At 29.0% G+C, this 18,600-nt stretch carries 13 protein-coding genes and 2 pseudogenes; 13 read left to right on the top strand and 2 right to left on the bottom strand.

The genetic code is table 11. From position 1 onward, the window contains the following. Positions 1-45 precede the first annotated feature (45 nt). From A500_RS07280 to A500_RS07250, 7 genes are all read left to right on the top strand, one after another. Entirely contained in the window at positions 46-315 is a 270-nt protein-coding gene (locus A500_RS07280) for an STAS-like domain-containing protein (RefSeq protein ID WP_016206938.1), read from the top strand. Positions 316-451: 136 nt separating this feature from the next. Then, entirely contained in the window at positions 452-976 is a 525-nt protein-coding gene (locus A500_RS07275) for a peptidylprolyl isomerase (RefSeq protein WP_016206937.1), read from the top strand. A 24-nt stretch (positions 977-1,000) separates the two neighbouring features. Next, complete coding sequence (locus A500_RS07270; RefSeq protein WP_016206936.1) at positions 1,001-1,378, top strand: DUF3783 domain-containing protein; 378 nt, start codon at positions 1,001-1,003, stop codon at positions 1,376-1,378. Beyond that, positions 1,371-2,054, top strand: coding sequence for a helix-turn-helix domain-containing protein (locus A500_RS07265; protein WP_016206935.1), 684 nt, complete (start codon positions 1,371-1,373; stop codon positions 2,052-2,054). Before A500_RS07270 ends, A500_RS07265 begins: the two co-directional genes overlap by 8 nt. Positions 2,055-2,230: 176 nt before the next feature. Next, positions 2,231-5,935 (top strand): S8 family peptidase, encoded by a 3,705-nt coding sequence (locus A500_RS07260; protein WP_016206934.1) that lies wholly within the window; start codon positions 2,231-2,233, stop codon positions 5,933-5,935. A gap of 62 nt (positions 5,936-5,997) precedes the next feature. Continuing rightward, positions 5,998-7,485, top strand: a complete 1,488-nt coding sequence (locus A500_RS07255) for a peptidoglycan-binding domain-containing protein (RefSeq protein ID WP_016206933.1) — start codon at positions 5,998-6,000, stop codon at positions 7,483-7,485. A gap of 232 nt (positions 7,486-7,717) precedes the next feature. Beyond that, complete coding sequence (locus A500_RS07250; RefSeq protein ID WP_016206932.1) at positions 7,718-9,493, top strand: heme NO-binding domain-containing protein; 1,776 nt, start codon at positions 7,718-7,720, stop codon at positions 9,491-9,493. A 76-nt stretch (positions 9,494-9,569) separates the two neighbouring features. On the opposite strand, the gene A500_RS07245 is transcribed toward A500_RS07250, so the two are convergent. Next, a complete protein-coding gene (locus A500_RS07245) occupies positions 9,570-10,628 on the bottom strand; it encodes a YkvI family membrane protein (RefSeq protein WP_016206931.1) in 1,059 nt (352 codons plus the stop codon). Between the two features lie 132 nt (positions 10,629-10,760). On the opposite strand from A500_RS07245, the gene A500_RS07240 reads away from it, so the two are divergent. The 6 genes and pseudogenes from A500_RS07240 (at position 10,761) to A500_RS07215 (ending at position 17,251) form a co-directional block, all read left to right on the top strand. After that, on the top strand, positions 10,761-11,870 hold the full coding sequence (locus tag A500_RS07240) for a hypothetical protein (protein ID WP_016206930.1): 1,110 nt from the start codon (positions 10,761-10,763) through the stop codon (positions 11,868-11,870). Positions 11,871-11,953: 83 nt separating this feature from the next. Continuing rightward, positions 11,954-12,876 (top strand): annotated as a pseudogene (mnmL, locus tag A500_RS07235) (tRNA modification radical SAM protein MnmL/YtqA). Between the two features lie 364 nt (positions 12,877-13,240). Continuing rightward, complete coding sequence (locus A500_RS07230; protein ID WP_016206928.1) at positions 13,241-13,972, top strand: 2-phosphosulfolactate phosphatase family protein; 732 nt, start codon at positions 13,241-13,243, stop codon at positions 13,970-13,972. Positions 13,973-14,266: 294 nt separating this feature from the next. After that, a complete protein-coding gene (locus A500_RS07225) occupies positions 14,267-14,824 on the top strand; it encodes a sigma-70 family RNA polymerase sigma factor (RefSeq protein WP_016206927.1) in 558 nt (185 codons plus the stop codon). A gap of 1 nt (position 14,825) precedes the next feature. Then, positions 14,826-16,091, top strand: coding sequence for a hypothetical protein (locus A500_RS07220; RefSeq protein WP_016206926.1), 1,266 nt, complete (start codon positions 14,826-14,828; stop codon positions 16,089-16,091). A gap of 347 nt (positions 16,092-16,438) precedes the next feature. Further along, positions 16,439-17,251, top strand: coding sequence for a CAP domain-containing protein (locus tag A500_RS07215; RefSeq protein WP_016206925.1), 813 nt, complete (start codon positions 16,439-16,441; stop codon positions 17,249-17,251). Positions 17,252-17,331: 80 nt separating this feature from the next. Here A500_RS07215 and A500_RS07210 read toward each other — a convergent pair. Further along, positions 17,332-18,506 (bottom strand): annotated as a pseudogene (locus A500_RS07210) (class I SAM-dependent rRNA methyltransferase). Between the last annotated feature and the right edge of the window lie 94 nt (positions 18,507-18,600).

The raw sequence follows: 18,600 nt of genomic DNA, 5'->3' as shown, positions 1-18,600 counted from the left end.
GTTTTCAGAAAATTTAAACAATTAGTAGATTTGGGGGTATTATATATGGAAATCAGAATAAAAGACGTATTAGGAGAAGATATAACTATAGAAGATGCTATTTTGCTAAGAGAAATTATTAGAAACAATATAAATTTAGGAGTAGTTCTTGATTTTCAGGGATTTAAAAGAATTCCTACAACTTTTTTAAATGTTCTTCTTGGAGATCTAATTAATAAGTTTGGAAGAGAGTTTATTTTTAAGCAAATAAATGTTAAAAATTTATCAAATTATAAAGATTATTCTAGAGTAGTGTTAGGAACTACTTTTCAATAAAGCATAGAGAAATCTATGCTTTTTTTATTAAATAATATATAATTACCATTAAGAAATAATTTATATATCATAATTTTGAATTCAATTATTCAAATATGATAATACTAATAAAAATGAAATTGAAGGGAGATTTATTATGCAAAATCCAATAGTAACTATAAGCATAGAAAATGGAGGAATTATAAAAGCTGAATTATATCCAGAAATAGCACCAAATACAGTAAGAAACTTTATAGATTTAATTAATAAAGGATTTTATGATGGAATTATATTTCACAGAGTAATACCAGGTTTTATGATCCAAGGGGGATGCCCAGATGGAACAGGAATGGGAGGCCCTGGCTATAGTATAAAAGGTGAATTCTCAAGAAATGGATTCAAAAACGATTTAAAACATTCAAGAGGAGTTCTTTCAATGGCTAGAACAATGATACCTGATTCGGCAGGAAGTCAATTTTTTATAATGGTTGCTGATTCTCCACATCTAGATGGACAATATGCATCTTTCGGAAAAGTTATAGAAGGAATGGAAGTAGCAGATAAAATAGTAAATTCAAAGAGAGATTATAATGATAAGCCATATGAAGATCAAAAGATTCTAAAAATGACAGTAGAAACATTTGGAGAAACTTATGCTTCACCAGAAATAATAGAAAATTAGTAATAAAGATTTAGGAGGGGTTATATGCTTGATAATAACAAATGTATCTTAGCTTATAATGTACCGGAGAGGGAAATAAATATATTAAAGGAAGAAGGATTTAAGGTTATATTAATATCTTCTGAAATGACAGAAATGACCATTAGGGATATTTTAGATGGCTTGAAATTTGAAACTTTCAATTCAAACTTAAGAAATGAGTCTGTTATTCTTTTTAATAATTTTTCCGATGAAGAGCTTAAGGAAACTATAAGAAGCATTAGACAAAATATCAAAGGTGGAATATTGGCAACAGTAACACCAGTCTCAATTGAATGGAAATTTAATTATTTAGTAGAACATTTAGTTGAAGAAAGGGAATGGTATTTAAAACAACAGAAGGGAAGATCTCAAAGTGAGTAGAGTTGGGGAAAAGATAAAAGAAGCTAGACTGAAAAGTGGTATGAGTCAGAAAGTATTAGCAAAAAAATTAGGTGTAGCTGAAAAATTTATAAATGAAGTTGAAATAGGAAGAAGAGTTGCTCAAGAATCTTTTATTGAAAAGGCGTCTAAAATATTAAATTCTGATTTTAATGACATTAGTATGGTTGTTACAGATGAAGCTTTATTAGAAGAAAGAAAATCAATAAAAGAAACAAGTAATAGAGGAGTATCTAGAGAGAAAATTGAGAAGGATGAGGTTTGGGCTAGTGCTTTTTCTTCAGTACTGAAGAATATTCCGATTTTTGATTATTCACTTAAGAACAGCAAGGGATTCAAGGAATTACCAATTCATTCTAATAAGGTGGAAGGATATTCTCAAGATAAAGTTTTATATTTAGAAGTTCAGGATGATGAAATGTCTGGATTTAGAATGTTAAAAGGTGATTTAGCTTTTTCTTATTTAGTTAAGGAAATAAGCAGTAATGGAATTTTTCTAGTTGAATATAAAGGTAAAAGAGCTATAAGGCAAGTAAAAAGTTTAGGAAACTCAAAAATTTTATTAGTTAGTAATAGTGGAAGTTTATTAACAGAGACTATGAATATTAGTGAAGTATCTGTATTAGCTAAACTAGAAAGATTGGAAATAAATTTATAATACTATTTAAGAAGGTTATTTTTGAAGTTGCTAATTTCAAAATAGCCTTTTTTAAATTTTTCACTATTTCTTTATTCAATATTTTGCAAAGCAAAATATAATCTGCGAAACAAATTTATAAATTAAATTCTCACTTTTATAATAATTACATATATTATTATAAACAAGTTGTAGAGGTGATAACGATAGAAAACATAAATCCAAATAAGGTAGATGCAGTATTAGGATTAATACAAAATGTACCGAAGAACATATTAAGTAAATTAGGAATAAGCTATGGAGATAAATTTTCACAATTAAATATAATAGAAGTTACTATAATATCAGGAGATAGTGAGGAAAATGTAAGAAGTATCGTCCAAAGTTTAGGTGGAACCTACGAAAATTTAGGGTTTGGATTTGGAATAGTCAATATACCAACTGAGAATCTATGGAGATTAGCAAGTAGTGACTCAATACAATATATAGAATTACCGAAGAGTTTATATACAACAGATGCTCAGAGTAATAGAGCTGCTTGCGTAAATACAGCAAGAGAAGGATATAACATTAGAGGTGAAGGAATTTTAATTGGATTTATAGATTCAGGAATAGATTATACTCATCCAGCGTTTAGAAATCAGGATGGGACTACAAGAATAGATTATATATATGATTTAAGTGATAATGGCAAAGTTTATAATAGGGAAATCATAAATACTGCACTACAGAATCAAGATCCATTTACAATTGTACCTTCATATGACAATACAGAACATGGAACTCATGTGGCTGGTATAGCTTGTGCTGGTGGAAATATAAATAATGCTTTTTATGGTGTAGCTCCGGAAAGTTCGATTGCTATGGTTAAGTGCACTAGAGGACAGTATGCTCTTAGTACAAACATAATGAGGGGAATTAAATTCTTAGTAGATAAGGGAAAGGAGCTAACTAAACCATTAGTAGTAAATATAAGCTTAAGTACTAATGATGGAGCTCATAATGGTAGCAGTTTATTAGAACAATATATATCAACTATAGCTACTCTAGAAAGAATTACAATTGTTATTGCAGCAGGAAATGAAGGAGATGCGGCGCATCATGTTGGTGGGGATTTATCAGGAGAAAAGAGAATACTTATAAATATAGCCGAAGATGAAGCTGCTGTTATATTAAACTTATATAAACCTGTCTTATCAGAAATAGCGATAAGAATAATTAGTCCTACAGCAGCAACTAGCGGAGACATAATAGTACGTGAAGGATACAACGAAGGATTTATTGGACGAGATAGATATCAAGTATTTTATACAGGGCCTAAACCATTTGACTTAATAGGAGAAATATCTATTGCATTACTTACAAATGGACAATATATATCTTCAGGTCAATGGGAAATTAGGATATTTTTATTAAATGAATATACAGGTTTATTTGATATGTGGTTACCAATATCAGAAGGATTAAATGTTAACACAAAATTTCTTCAACCCACAGTTTTAAATACACTGGGAATACCAGCAACTGTTAGTAATATAATTGCAGTTGGGAGCTATAACTATGTCACTAATAATATATCACCTTTTAGTGGAAGAGGAAGGCCCTATATATTTCAAACAATAAGACCAGATTTGGTGGCACCAGGAGAAAATATATCATCAACAACTCCAAATAGATCTTTTGATACTAAAAGCGGAACATCTATGGCAGCTCCGCATGTAGCCGGAATAGCTGCATTAATGATGGAGTGGGGGGTTGTTAAAAGAAATGATCCGTATTTATATGGAGAGCGGCTAAAATACTACTTGGTTACATCTGCAAAAAGGCCTAGAACAGATGTTAAGTATCCTGATCCAAGTTGGGGGTATGGAGAGGTATGTCTAAGTTCTGCTATAGAAAGTATAATAAATAATATAGGGTTTATTGGTACTAGAAATAGTGGGAATTATAGATATGATGAAGAAAAACAAAGCGATAGCAATGGAATTAATTATAAAGATATCACGGCTGAGGAAAATAACGTTTTTATTAAATTGGAGGAAAAGGAAGTGGATATCAAAAATAATAAGTATAGACAAATGAGTATATACAAGGATCTTCAAAGTGAAGCACTTCAAAATTATCAGAATTACTCAGAGGTTGTAGGTTTTTTAATTGAATATAGTTCTAGGGAGCAAGCGCTAAAAGTAAATGATATACCAGGTGCATCAATTGTGTTAGTAGATAATAACTTTGGAATCGCTTTTATACCATTTAATAGAGTACTAGAACTTGAGCCATATGTTAAAGATGTAGTTTCAATAGAAATACCTGTAATTTATACATTAGAGCAATCTTCACCTGTAGAAGCAAGTGGGGCTCCGTTATTTCATAACAATCCATTTATACAACTAAATGGGAGAGGCGTTATTGTTGGAATTATAGATACTGGAATAGATTACTTAAATAGTGAATTTATGAGAGAAGACGAGACTACAAGAATAGTAAGAATATGGGATCAAAGCATAGAAGGAAATAGTAGAATATATGATGTTAAGCTAGGCGTAGAGTATAATAGTGATCAAATAAACCAAGCTATACAAGCTAATAAAAGAGGAGAAGATCCATATGCAATAGTTAGAACTAAAGATGATATAGGACATGGGACAATGGTGGCAAGTTTAGTTGGTGCTAGAGGAATAAATCCAGAAGTTATGGGAATAGCTCCAGATTGTGAGTTTGCAATAGTTAAATTGAAACAAGCTCCAAGTGTGATATTAGATTATGCAGGTGTTAGTACACCAGGAAGTGGAAGATATACAAGTATAGAACTATCTTTAGCAATACGGTATTTGAATATGTTAGCAAGTGACTTAGGGAAGCCTATGGTTATATGTCTCCCTGTAGGAAGCAATATAGGATCACATGATGGGACCAATGTAGTTGAGGCATATATATCACAAATAAGTATTCAACTAGGAGTAGTATGTGTTACGGGTACTGGAAATGAAGGTGATACAGACACACATACAGAAGGAAGGTTTGATAGACCAGGGCAAATAAGAACTTTAGAAATCAGAATTGGAAAGGGACAAAGAGATTTAAATTTTCAAATATATATTCAACAACCTGATAAGGTTTCAATAGGAGTAGTATCGCCCTCTGGAGAAGTCGTTGAAAGAATACCAGTAAGACTAAATAAAGTTGAAAAGGTAAATTTTATTTATGAAGGAACAAGAATGAGAATTTCATATATATATCCAGATCTTTTTACAGGAGACCAGATAATAAGTATAGAAGCAAGAGGGTTAAAGGAAGGAATATGGCAATTTAGATTATATGGAGATTATGTAGTGGATGGACGATACTGGAGTTGGCTACCACAAAGAAGTTTACTTGATCCAGATACCAAGTTCTTAAGTCCAAGTCAATATACGACACTAACAATTCCTGCAACAGCAAGAAGTGTAATAGCAGCAGCATTTTATAATCAAAACAACAATGCAACTATAGGACAATCTGGTAGAGGATTCACAAGAGATGGGAGAATAAAGCCAGATATTGCAGCAGGAGGAATAAATGCAATAGTTACAACACCAGGCGGAGGAACTAGGATAGTTAGTGGCTCATCTGTGGGGACCTCCATTACAGCAGGATGTTGTGCACTTTTAATGCAATGGGGAATAGTTAATGGTAATGATCCGAGTTTATATGCAACGGAAATAAGAACTTATTTAATAAGAGGAACTAGTATGAGAGTTGGAGATATATATCCAAATGAGCAGTGGGGATATGGAACAATTAACATGAAAGGAGTATTTGATGCTATAAGGGAAAATTTAGCAGGTGGAGTTGATCAAACAAGATCAAATGATGACTATGAGGATAATGATTTTTTTGTAAGTAAGCCTGAAGAAATATAATAGAACTATTTTAACTATAAAAGCATATATTAATTAGAGGAAAAATATTAAAGGAGTAATATATGGCAGAAAAGGGTAGATTAAAGGTACAATGTTTTGTTAAGGAAAGTTATATACCCGTTGATGATACGAGAATAGTTATAAGACCGTCAATTGGAGGCGAAAGTACAAATGATATAGTTTTATCAACTAACTCTATGGGAGAATCTGAAATAGTAGAATTAGATGCTCCTCCACTAGAATATTCACAGCAGCCAACAGGACAAGTACCTTATAGTATGTATGACATAAGAGTAGAAAAAGATGGATTCCAAAGTATATTAATAAATAGATGCCAAGTTTTCCCGGAAGAATTAGCAATACAAGAGTGTAATCTTATAGAATCTTTGAATAGAGCTTATAGAACGGAAACGATAAATATTCCACCTAATACAGCCATCCCTCCAACAATCTTAAGTGCAACAGATGGCTCAAATGGAGTTACTGGCTTAAATGGTATCACTGATTTAAATGGGATAACTGGAGCTACCGGAGGAAATGTAGCAAATATAAACGAAATTATAAATATAGGACCAAATGTATTAAATGGAAATTATCCTGAGAAGATTCCAGAAGAAGAGGATAAACCATTACCACCTCCAACAAGTGGAGTAGTTTTACAAACACCAGTTGTACCTGAATTTATAGTGGTTCATGCAGGAGGGCCTAATAATACATCAGCACCAAATTATAGAGTTTTATATAAAGACTATATAAAAAATGTAGCATCTTGTGAAATATATTCAACATGGTCAGAAAATACAATAAGATCAAATATATATGCTATAATTTCTTTTACCTTAAATAGAATATATACGGAATGGTATAGGGGTAAGGGAAAGAACTTTGATATTACAAATTCAACAGCATACGATCATGCATTTACTTATGGAAGAAACATATTTGAAAGTATTAGTAGAGTAGTGGATGATATTTTTGCGACTTATATAAGAAGAATAGGGCGGAAGCAACCTCTATTAGCTCAATATTGTGATGGAAAGAATGTATCTTGTCCAGGATGGATGACTCAATGGGGAAGCAAATACTTAGGAGATCAAGGGAAAGGTCCTTATGATATATTAACAAGTTTTTATGGAAGTGATATAGAATTAGTAACTGCAGAGCAAGTTAAAGGTATTCCTAAATCATATCCAGGATATAATTTAATAGTAGGTTCTTCAGGACAAGAAGTTAGAACAGTACAAGAATTTTTAAATAGAATATCACAAAACTATCCATTAATTCCTAAAGTAGCTCAAGATGGTATATATGGCGCTAAAACTGCTGAGGCGGTAAGAGTATTCCAAGGAGTATTTAATTTACCAAAAACAGGAATAGTAGATTATGCAACTTGGTATAAAATATCAGATATTTATGTAGGTGTAACAAGAATAGCAGAATTAAGAAGTAGTGCTAGAAATGTTCAAAGAATATTTATACCTCCTAGGTCTTTTGATAACTATTATGATTCAACAGTTCCTAAATTTAATTATATAGATGATATGGTATAGCATAAACAAATTAACAATTAAAAATGATTTGATTTTTAAAACTCCTACGGGAGTTTTTTGTTAAGTTTCCATCTTGTATTATTAATTTTTTATCATGAATAGGTATTTATAAAAAAAATATACATCCTTCGACAGTACTTCTTTTTTTATTATAATAGAGGTATAATAGATATAAATATGTGATAATCTTAACGGTGTTATTATAAATTAAATAAAATTAGGGAGGTAGGTTATGAAAGGCACAGTTGTTTCTACATGGATAAGAACATGTAGAGATTTGTATGGAAATGATATTATAAATAAAAGTTTAAAATCTGTAGATTGGTCGGAAGATATAGTATTTACACCTTTAGAAGATGTAGATGATACTAAAATATTTAAACTTATAGAAATTATAGCTAATAATGTAGATACTCCAATAAATAAATTATGGCAAATTATTGGGGAAAATAATTTAAATAAGTTTTTAGAGGACTATCCTGTATTCTTTAAAAGGGTAAATTTATATAAATTTTTAAATTCCCTTAACTTTATACATGCAATAATAATGAAGAAGATAAAGGGAGCAAAACCACCTAAAATGGTATTGGAACCGGTAACAAATGATAGCATATATTTTACATATAGATCAGATAGAGAACTATTTGATTATTTTTTAGGGTTATTACATGGAAGTGCTAAATATTTTGGTGAAAAAATCGAAGTAAAAGAGATAGAGAGAAAAAAGGGAGAACTTAAAGTACACATAAAATTTGAAAATACTATTCAACATAGTAAAAAGTATAATTTTAGTAAAGCTTTATCAAGTATAGGCTTAAAAAGCTTAGAGTTAAAGATGACTATGCCTATATTTATAATTATGACTTGTGTTGGTATAGCACTTTCAGGATTGGCTAAGGGTCTATTAATTGGGGGCATATCAGGAGTCATTTCAGCTATTGTATCATATATGACAGTGAAGCCTTTAAATGACATAATAGAAAATATAGAAAATAGAAATTTTGAAGATATTGATAGAAGCATTAAAACTAATGATAAGCTTGAAAAAATATATTTAGGAATATCAAAATTAAAAGATAGCATAGGTAAGGATTCAACATCTGCTAATCTTGCAATAAATGAGTTGTCAGTATTTACTAACAATATGTACAATACTACAGAAAAAATGAAGGAAGCAACTAGAGAAATAGCAGAGTACTCCGAACAGGTTTCACAATTAGCTACTCAACAAGAAATAAGCACTGAAACTCTTGTGAAACAAACCAATGAAAATATGGTAGCTTTAAAAGAACTTGTACAATCTGAAAATAAAAATAAAGTAGAGCTAGATAAATCAGTAGAAAAGATAAATCAAAGTCATATTAATGTAGATAAGTCAAGTGAAGCTATAAAGGAATCCTTAAAATCATTTATGAATGTAAAAGAAAAAGGTAAAAATCTTAAAAATAAAACTGAGGATATAACTAATATAGTATCATTAGTTTCAGGAATCGCAGCACAAACAAATCTTTTAGCATTAAATGCTTCAATAGAAGCAGCAAGAGCAGGCGAACAAGGTAGAGGCTTTGCTGTAGTTGCAGAAGAGGTTAGAAAACTTGCTGAGCAATCTCAACAAGCGGTAAAGGATATTAATAGTAATTTATTATATTTTGCAGATGAAATAAATTCATTAGTAGGTAGCATAGAAAGTCAATATAGCGTATTAGAATTAGAAACTACTAACTTAGAAAATGTAAGAAAAATAAGTTCAGAAGCCAATGACCTAATTAAAGTTGTATCAGATGAAACTAATAAATCAATAACTCAATTAAATAGTGAAGTGGAGTCTGTAGAAGAAATGTTTAAAACTATTGATTCATTGGCAGCAATTGCAACAGAGAACGCATCATCATCACAAGAAGTTAACAGGAATATAGAAGAATTTACCAATAATATTCAAGATATGATTGAAACACTTCAAAAGGTTAAGGATGTTGGAGACAACTTTGCAAATGATATAGAAATATAATTGGAAAAAATTACACCTCAGGGGTCCAAAAAATTGGAACTTAGGTGTAATTTTTTTGTTTTATTATTTAGGACTTTTAATTTAACTCATGTTTATGTTTAAAATAAAAATAAATAGTTTGGATTATAAATACTAAACTAAGTAATCCAAAAAAAGGATATAGAGATCCTATTAACTTAGAAAATCCAATTCTTGATATAGGAAGAGCAATAATTATAACTAAGAAAATTGCTTTCTTAAAGTCTATGTTTAAAGTATTATCTAATGTCTTACTTATAGAGTAAACATCAGAAACTTCAGTCGAAAACATTTCCAACCAAATTACAACTAGTAACAATGCTTGAATTATGTTTCCAAAACGCTGAGCCACAAATAACAAAGGTACTTCATATTGATGTATATATGGTTGATTTATCATTAGCAAGAAGTTTATTGCAAAGCTTAAAGCAGCTAAACCTAAAGCTCCTAAAGCTATTCCATAGAACATGGTTTTAGGCTTTCTAACTTGATTACTTAAAGGAACTAAGACTCCTAAACAACAAAGTGTATTATAACCTGAGTATAAAATAGTAGATAAGGTTATCCCTGTTTTTTTAGGCTCAAACTTAGTCAAAAATTCTAATGAAATCATATCTTTGCAAAACATAAAATATAGTATGGTTATTGTAGTGATAGTTATTACCAAAGTTGGAACAATAAAGGAATTTATCTCTATTAATCCATCAGTATCTCTTAAAAGGAAAAATATAGCTAAGGCTATCATTATAAGAGAACCGATTATCTTAGGTATTCCAAAAAATTGATTTATTAAAGCTCCGCTACCAGCTAAAATAATTGATGCACTAGAAATGAGATAAAGAGTAGTGATAACACCAGTTATTTTACCAAGAAGATTTGGGCTAACTACTTTAATTACATCTCCATAAGAGTTTAACTTATACTTAATACTTATTTTGGAAACCATAGTACCCATGATTACATAAAATATGCCACAAGCTATAATTCCTACAAAACTAGATATTCCATATGAAGTAAAAAACTCCTTAATCTCTTGTCCAGAAGCAAGTCCAGCACCAACTATTGTTCCTATAAAAACAACAGCTATTTGAAAAATTTTAGAAAGTTCCCGTTTCATTTATATATCCCCCTAATTTCTATCTATTAACAAATATATATGTATTGAGTTACTTTTATTCTTCAAAAATGAATAAGGTATATATTCTTAGGGAAAATAAGTTTAAGGACAATATGTAAGGAGGTATTATAAGTGAAGAATAGAAAAATAATAATGTGTTATTTATTAGTAATTATGAATCTTTTTTTATTATCATGTTCTAAAAAAGAAATTCATGAAGAGGCCAACATAGATTTATTTAACCCTAAAGCAGCATCAGAAGTAGCAAAGGATTATTTAAATTATGTAAAAGAGAATAATATTGAAGAAGCAAATAATTTATGTACAGATCAACTTATAAGTAAAAATAAAGAAATATCTATGGGAGGAACAAGAATAATATCTTATGCACCTGATAATTTAATAGAATCCTCAGGATCTGCATATATATTATTTAATGTAGTTAGAAATTCAGAATCAGAATCAAGATGTGATTTAGATAATTATGCAATAAAGGTAGTTAAGATTGGTGATGAATACAAAATAGATGAAATTAAATCTATAAACAAAAAACAAGTTTTTGTTAGAGATAGATCATTAAGAGTTATTGGAGAGGATGGGGGAAAAAGTGATTTAATACTAACATTAAACAATTTGCCAAGAGATATTTATTTAAGTGAAAATAAAGTAATGCTTTATAAAGAACAAACACCAAATGAAAAATTTGGGCCTATATCAATAGGATATAGAGGCCAAAAGGTAGCAATTTCAACAATAGGTGATAATAAATCATTTATATCAATTGCATATATGGAAGAAAGTAAGGAAGCACAGGCTCAAGCACAATCAGAAGAAGCTGGTGGATCGGCAGATAAAGGAATTACAGGAAGTACCAATTTAGAAGAAGTATTAGATAAACCTATAGCCAAAAAAGTAATATCACTAGATATTTTAGATAACATAAAGTTACAAGACTTGATTTTCTCAAAGGAAGAGGAATATTTAATAGTAAGTTATTTAAATTCTAATTCATTAAATAGAATGAATGTTTATAGCACATCAAAAGGTGATCTTATTAAGCTAAAATTTAATGAGATGTTTCCAGAAGATAAGTATAACATAGCATTAAAGGAATTTGATAAAAATACAATTACTATTGAAGTAACAGGAAAGACTAAATTAGATAATATAAACAAAGAAGTTATAGGTAATTATAAAGTAAATATGGAAGAGGAAGAAATTGAAAAAATATTTAATTCATAAAAGGCTTAACATATAAAAATATTGTAGTAGAATAAAAGTACAACTTAAAATAAAGTTGTACTTTTACTTTTTAGGAGGAACTTATGAAAACATGGAATGGTAAGAGATATCATAGTTTAAACTATTATCTTAGAAATAAATTTAATGAAAAAGTGTATAAAATATCACTAGATGGAGGATTTACATGCCTAATAGGGATGGGAAAGTTGCTACGGGGGGATGTACTTTTTGTAGCGCAAGAGGTTCTGGAGATTTTGCAGGAAGTAGAATTTTATCAATAACAAAGCAGTTTGAAGATAGAAAAGATATGATGGAGAAAAAGTGGAAGGATGGAAAGTTAATTGCATATTTTCAAGCTTACACAAATACATATGCTCCAGTAGACGAACTTAGAGAAAAGTATGAGGAAGCTTTAAAGCAAAAAAATGTAGTAGCAATATCAATAGCAACAAGACCAGATTGCATCGATAATGATGTTTTGGAGTTCTTAACAGAGCTAAATAAAAAAACTTATTTAATTATAGAGTTAGGCCTACAAACTATAAATGATGAAACGGCAAGAGACTTTAATAGAGGATATGATTTTGAAGTGTTTGATAATACTTTAAAAAGGCTATTAGAAAGAAATATAGAAGTTGTAGCTCATACAATTTTTGGACTACCAGGAGAAACAAAAGAGGATATGCTAAAGACTGTTGATTATATAGCACATTCAGGAGCCAAAGGTATAAAATTTCATTTGCTTCATTTAATGGAGGGAACAAAGATGGTTAGACAGTATGAAAGCGGAGAGTTAAAATTGTTAAGCCAAGAAGAATATATAGATTTAATATGTGAAGGAGTCTCTATGTTGCCAGAAGAAATGGTTGTTCATAGGCTAACAGGAGATGCCCCAAGAGAATTATTAATAGGTCCTATGTGGAGTTTAAAAAAATGGGAAGTGTTAAATGCTATAGATAAAGCATTAGAAGATAATGATATTTGGCAAGGGAAAACTTTTAAATAAATTGCTTCACAATTTATTTTAGTCCACAGTGCAAAATTCACAGTTCACAATTTTTGGGTAAGGGAACAAGGAACAGGGAACAGGTAACAGGTTATTATATAAATTGCGAAGCAATTTCTTTTAGTTCACAGTTTTTTCTAGTTGATAATTGAGAGTGGAAAGTGGAGAGTTATTGAAATAATAAGAAAACTATTATTAAAAACTCTTAGAGTTTTTATATGTCCTAATCTTAGAAACTACGTAGTAGTTTCATCCATAACTTTCAACTATCAATTTTCAACTCTCAACTAATTAATAACTGTGCACTGTGCCTTGTGAACTGTGAACTGAAAAATGCTTCGCATTTTATTACAAGGGGGTTTTTATGAATATAGATGTTATTATATCAGCGGATCATATTAAGGAAGAATATCTAGAAAATAAAACTGTGGTAGTGATAGATATGCTAAGAGCAACATCTGTTATTATTACAGCCTTAGCCAATGGAGCGAAGGAAGTCATTCCAATGTTGACCGTAGAAGAATCTTTTAAGAAGAAAATGGAACTTTCAAAATTAGGAATACCATCTTTACTTGGAGGAGAAAGAAGAGCGGTAAAAATAGAAGGATTTGACTTCACAAATTCACCATTAGAATATACTAAAGAAAAGATAGACCAAAAGGTAATTATATTAAGCACTACTAATGGGACAAGGGCTATTAATTTGAGTTTAAAGGCAAAGAAAATATTAATAGGAGCAATGATAAACGCTAATGCTGTTGTTGAATTATTAAAAAATCAAGAAGAGGATATAGTATTTATAAATTCAGGAACCAATGGTGAATTTTCTATGGATGATTTTATATGTTCAGGATATATGATAAATTTATTGTGCCAAAGTCATGAACATAACTTATCAGATATAGCAAAGACGGCTAGATATATATATGCTAATAATAGTGATGTGGTACAGTATATAAAAAATGCTAGGCATTATAATGTATTGAAAGCTTTAAATTTAGAAGAGGATTTAAAATATTGTTGTAAAAAAAGTATTGTTGATATAGTTCCCATAGTCAATAAAAGTAGCAAAACTATATCTATAATTAGTAAATGATAATAAATTTCAATTATTTTAAATTTTCTATTGACAATAATATGAAAAGATTATATTATAATATTAGATTGATAATGAATATCAATTAAGCGGAAAAAATACTATTAAAAGCTCCACACTTTTAATAGTATGGATTATATACAAACAAACTAAACTCCTATAATTATAGAATTTATTTCAATAAAAGATGACTAAGCATTACACTTAGTCATCTTTTATTTTGTTTGAAAATAATTGTAATATTTTTAATTTATTATCGATATATAAGATGAAGAAGTAAATAGGAGTGAGTAAATGCGAATTGATGAGAATAACTTTATAGAGAACTTAAAGAAGAAGCATCCTAAAGCTTTAAATTATATTGTAGATACTTATGGAGGATTAGTTAATACAATAATCACTAATGCTCTTAAGTCAATTGGAGACAGAGGGTTAATAGAAGAATGTATAGATGATGTGTTTATTGCTGTATGGGAAAATGGATATAAATTTATAGGAACTAGAGATAACTTTAAAAGTTGGATAGCGGGGATATCAAAGTATAAAGCAATAGATTATTTTAGGAAAAATTCTAAAAGAATTAATACTGAAATAATAGATGAAAATATATCTGACAAAAAGGATTTAGAAGAAGAGTTTATAAATAGTTTAGAGTCAAAAAGGTTACTGAAACTTATAATGACCTATGAAGAACCTGATAAAAGTATTTTTATTAGAAAATTTTTACTAGGAGAGACAAGTATTGAAATAAGTAAAGCAATTGGAATGACAATAAGCAATATAAATACCAGGATATTTAGGGGGAGACAAAAAATAAAAAAAGATTTCTATGGAGAAAAGGAGGTATTATAGTATGAAAGAAAAAGATATTTATGAATATTTAAACAATCTTAATATAGAAACCATAGATGAAGAAATTTCATTAAATAAAATTGATAAGAAAAGAATAAAAAGGAGACTATATAAGAAAATATTTTATAATAACAAAAGAAGATATTTAATAGTTGCACTATTATTTTTAAGCTTTATATTTGTAATATCTCCTATAGGAAATGATGTAATTGCTAAAATAAAAGAAAAATTAGTCTTTAGTGCTTCACATGGTATTATTTCTTTAGAAGAAGATAAAGAAATATATATGTTAGAAGAGCCTTTTAAAGTAAATATCAATAATAAGGATATATTAGTTAAGGGTATAATAAAGAAAGGCGAGAATTTATTTGTTCAAATAATATCAGAATCATATCCTGAAGAAGCTAAAGAAATAGCATCTGGAATTAAAATAAAGTTAGAAGATGGAGAAGTAATTAATATTGACGGTTATGGTATTGGTTTTAGTACTACATCAATTATAGAAGTTGGAATTAATATAAAAAACAAAAAAGTGAATAAATTTGTATTAATGTTTAAAGATGAAGAACTAAAGGAAGTAACTTTAGAAAAGGCTGAGTATAAATATAATTATAATGATATTGGTGGAAATATAGATAATAAAGGTATATTAATTGGTGGAACTAGTTATTATGTACAAGGAGAAAGATATTTTAGACTTTGGAATGATGAAAGTGCGATAAGTTCAAAGCAGTATAATGTATCTATAGGAAATATAAAAATTGATAAGGTGTTAGATGAAGGCGGAAAAAGTTTGAACTTTGAAGCTAGTAATGATGGTACTGGGAAGGAATATAAAATATTAGAAGAATATAATGGAAAAATAAATATAGAAATAAAGGAAATAAGTTTAGAATATAAGTTTAAAAATCCCACTAAAATAACAATTAAAGATCCTAAATATGCAGGAGATTATAAATTAAATCAAGAGTTGTCATTCGAAGGAATAGATGATATTGCAAAGATAACAGAAGTAAAAAGATCAAATGATGAAGTTGTAATAGGTCTTGATTTTTCTAATAATAATTCAAGTGATAGATTTATATATATGATTTTAGATAGTTCTAAATACAGTGGAGGAATGGGGAATATGGAAAATTTAATTGGCGAAATAAATATTGATTATGAAGATATAAGTATCTTTGAAAAGCTTACAAGGAAAATAAACCTTAAGCTTGATGATATCGATATTTTGCAAAAGGGAAACTGGAAATTTACAATAGAATAATTTAAAAAGTATTAGAAATATAATATGATTTTAGAAGAAGATATAAGAAACTTTATTAACTTAAAAATTATATAGAAAAGTTTTAATCAAAAATTAAATGAAGTGTATTATATAATATAAGAGTTTAATAGATAATAAAATCATAAAAATTAAAAAAATAATTAAGAAGAAACTCAACTAATAAAAATTAAGTTTCTTCTTAATTTTTAAAATTTATCAATAGTAAATAATTTTATCCTTTTATTAAAACATTTTCATTAATTACAAGGTAACTCATATTTAGTGTAATCTATTATTATGATATTATTAATATTGTACATAAGATTAAATTAAAGGAGGAAATTCCTATGAGCAAATCTAGAATAATTACTCTTATAATTTCGGGATTCTTAGCCATAGCAGTGGCTGGTGGAGTATACTATACATATTCTAAAAATGAAGTTGGTGATAATAACACAACTAATATTGAAGAAAACAAAAAACTTGCATCTGATAAAAATAAGAATGATAATGATAAAAATAAAGAGACTGAGATACCAGATAATAGTGATGGAGGACCAAATATTAATGAAGAAAATAATGATGGAAGTCCTGATTTAGGTGGTAATGTTCCAAATAATAATGATAATTCTAATAACGAAACTGTACCTCCGAGTCAACCAGAACAAGCGCCTCAAGCTCCACAAGGAGGTAGTGTTAATCCTAATACTATTACGCCAGAGGTTCCACAACAACCATCAACCTCAGATAATAGTAATTATATAGCAGAAATTGAGCAAGCTATTTTTCAAAGAGTAAATAAAGAAAGAGCAGCAGCGGGACTTACAGCTCTAAGTTATAATACAACTATGGAATACTATGCTAGAATAAAATCAAAAGATATGGGAGATAAAGGATACTTTGATCATAAAGACCCACAAGGTAGATTAATTACAGAACAAATGAAAGCAGATGGAGTATCATATAATGCTTGGGGAGAAAATATTGCTTATATCCAAGGTGCTAGAGGAGATTCTGCTTTAGCAACACAATTTATGGATAATTGGATGAATTCACCAGGACATAGAGCTAATATATTATCATCAAATTTTAGTAGTATAGGCATTGGTGTTTTTAAGATAGGAGATACTTATTATGCAACACAAGAATTCTATAGATAATAAATAAAAATTAAAAAGCTATTATTTCACAATTATAATTTTATGAAATAATAGCTTTTTAAATGAATTTGTTTAAATTACTATATAACTTGGAATATAAAGAATTTTAGATAATAAGATTCATCGGAATTCCATAAAATTGGATGGTCTGCACTTTGAGTTCTTATTTCAACTTGCCTTAAGGTTCTTCTAGCATCATGAGCTGCTTCTTGAACTGTTTTCTTTAATTGTTCTTCACTCATATAATGAGAGCAAGAGCAAGTTGCGAAATAACCACCTGATTTAACCATTTTTAAACCTCTAAGATTTATTTCTTTATAGCCTCTAATTGCAGATTTAATTGTGTTTCTTGACTTTGTAAATGCTGGAGGATCGAGAATAACAACATCAAATTGTTTTCTTTCTCTAGACCAGTCACCAAGAATATCAAAGGCATTATGACATTCAAATTTAACAGTATCTTGAAGATTGTTAAGTTCTGAATTTTTTCTAGCACAATCGATGGCATGTTGAGATACATCAATACCTAATACTGATTTAGCTCCTGCAATACCAGCATTTAATGCGAAAGACCCTGTATGAGTAAAACAGTCTAATACATCCTTGTTCTTACAAATTCTATGTATAGCAGCTCTATTTTCTTTTTGGTCTAAAAAGAATCCTGTTTTTTGGCCGTTTTCTAAATCAACTATGTATTTAACTCCATTTTCTATTATTTCAACATTTGTATCAAAGGGTTCAGTTAAAAATCCTTTGGTTTGTTCAAGGCCTTCTATTTCTCTTGTTTTTATATCACTTCTTTCATAAACGCCCTTAGCAGAATACTCATCAACTAAAATTTTAACTATTATATCTCTATACTTATCCATACCTAGAGTAGAAATTTGAATTACATAATAATCTTCAAATTTATCAACAGTAAGGCCAGGTAAAAAGTCAGCCTCCCCGAAAATAAACCTGCAAGATGATATATCTATAACAGTTTTTCTATATTCAAATGCATTAGAAAATCTCTTTTTAAAAAAATTATAATCTATTTCCTCGTCAATGTCTGTTGTCATTATTCTTATAGTAATTTTACTTTTATCATTTATATAACCTTTACCTATAAAAATCCTTTATGATTATATACTTCAACTATATCGCCGTTTTCATAATCACCATCATATTCATTTATTTCATCAATATATATCCAAGGTCTACCTTGCTCAGCTCTTTTATTCTTTCCCTTATGTAAATAGAACTTACTTGCCATAACTTATCCTATCTCCTTTTTAAATTAAATCTTATAAAATTATAACATATATATAATTAAATCAATATTATAAAGTTAAATAGTACAAGTTTAA

This window comes from Clostridium sartagoforme AAU1 (assembly GCF_000401215.1).
Classification (GTDB): domain Bacteria; phylum Bacillota; class Clostridia; order Clostridiales; family Clostridiaceae; genus Clostridium; species Clostridium sartagoforme.
The sequence above is the reverse complement of the archived record's forward strand: the minus strand, read 5'-3'. Positions and strand labels throughout refer to the sequence as shown.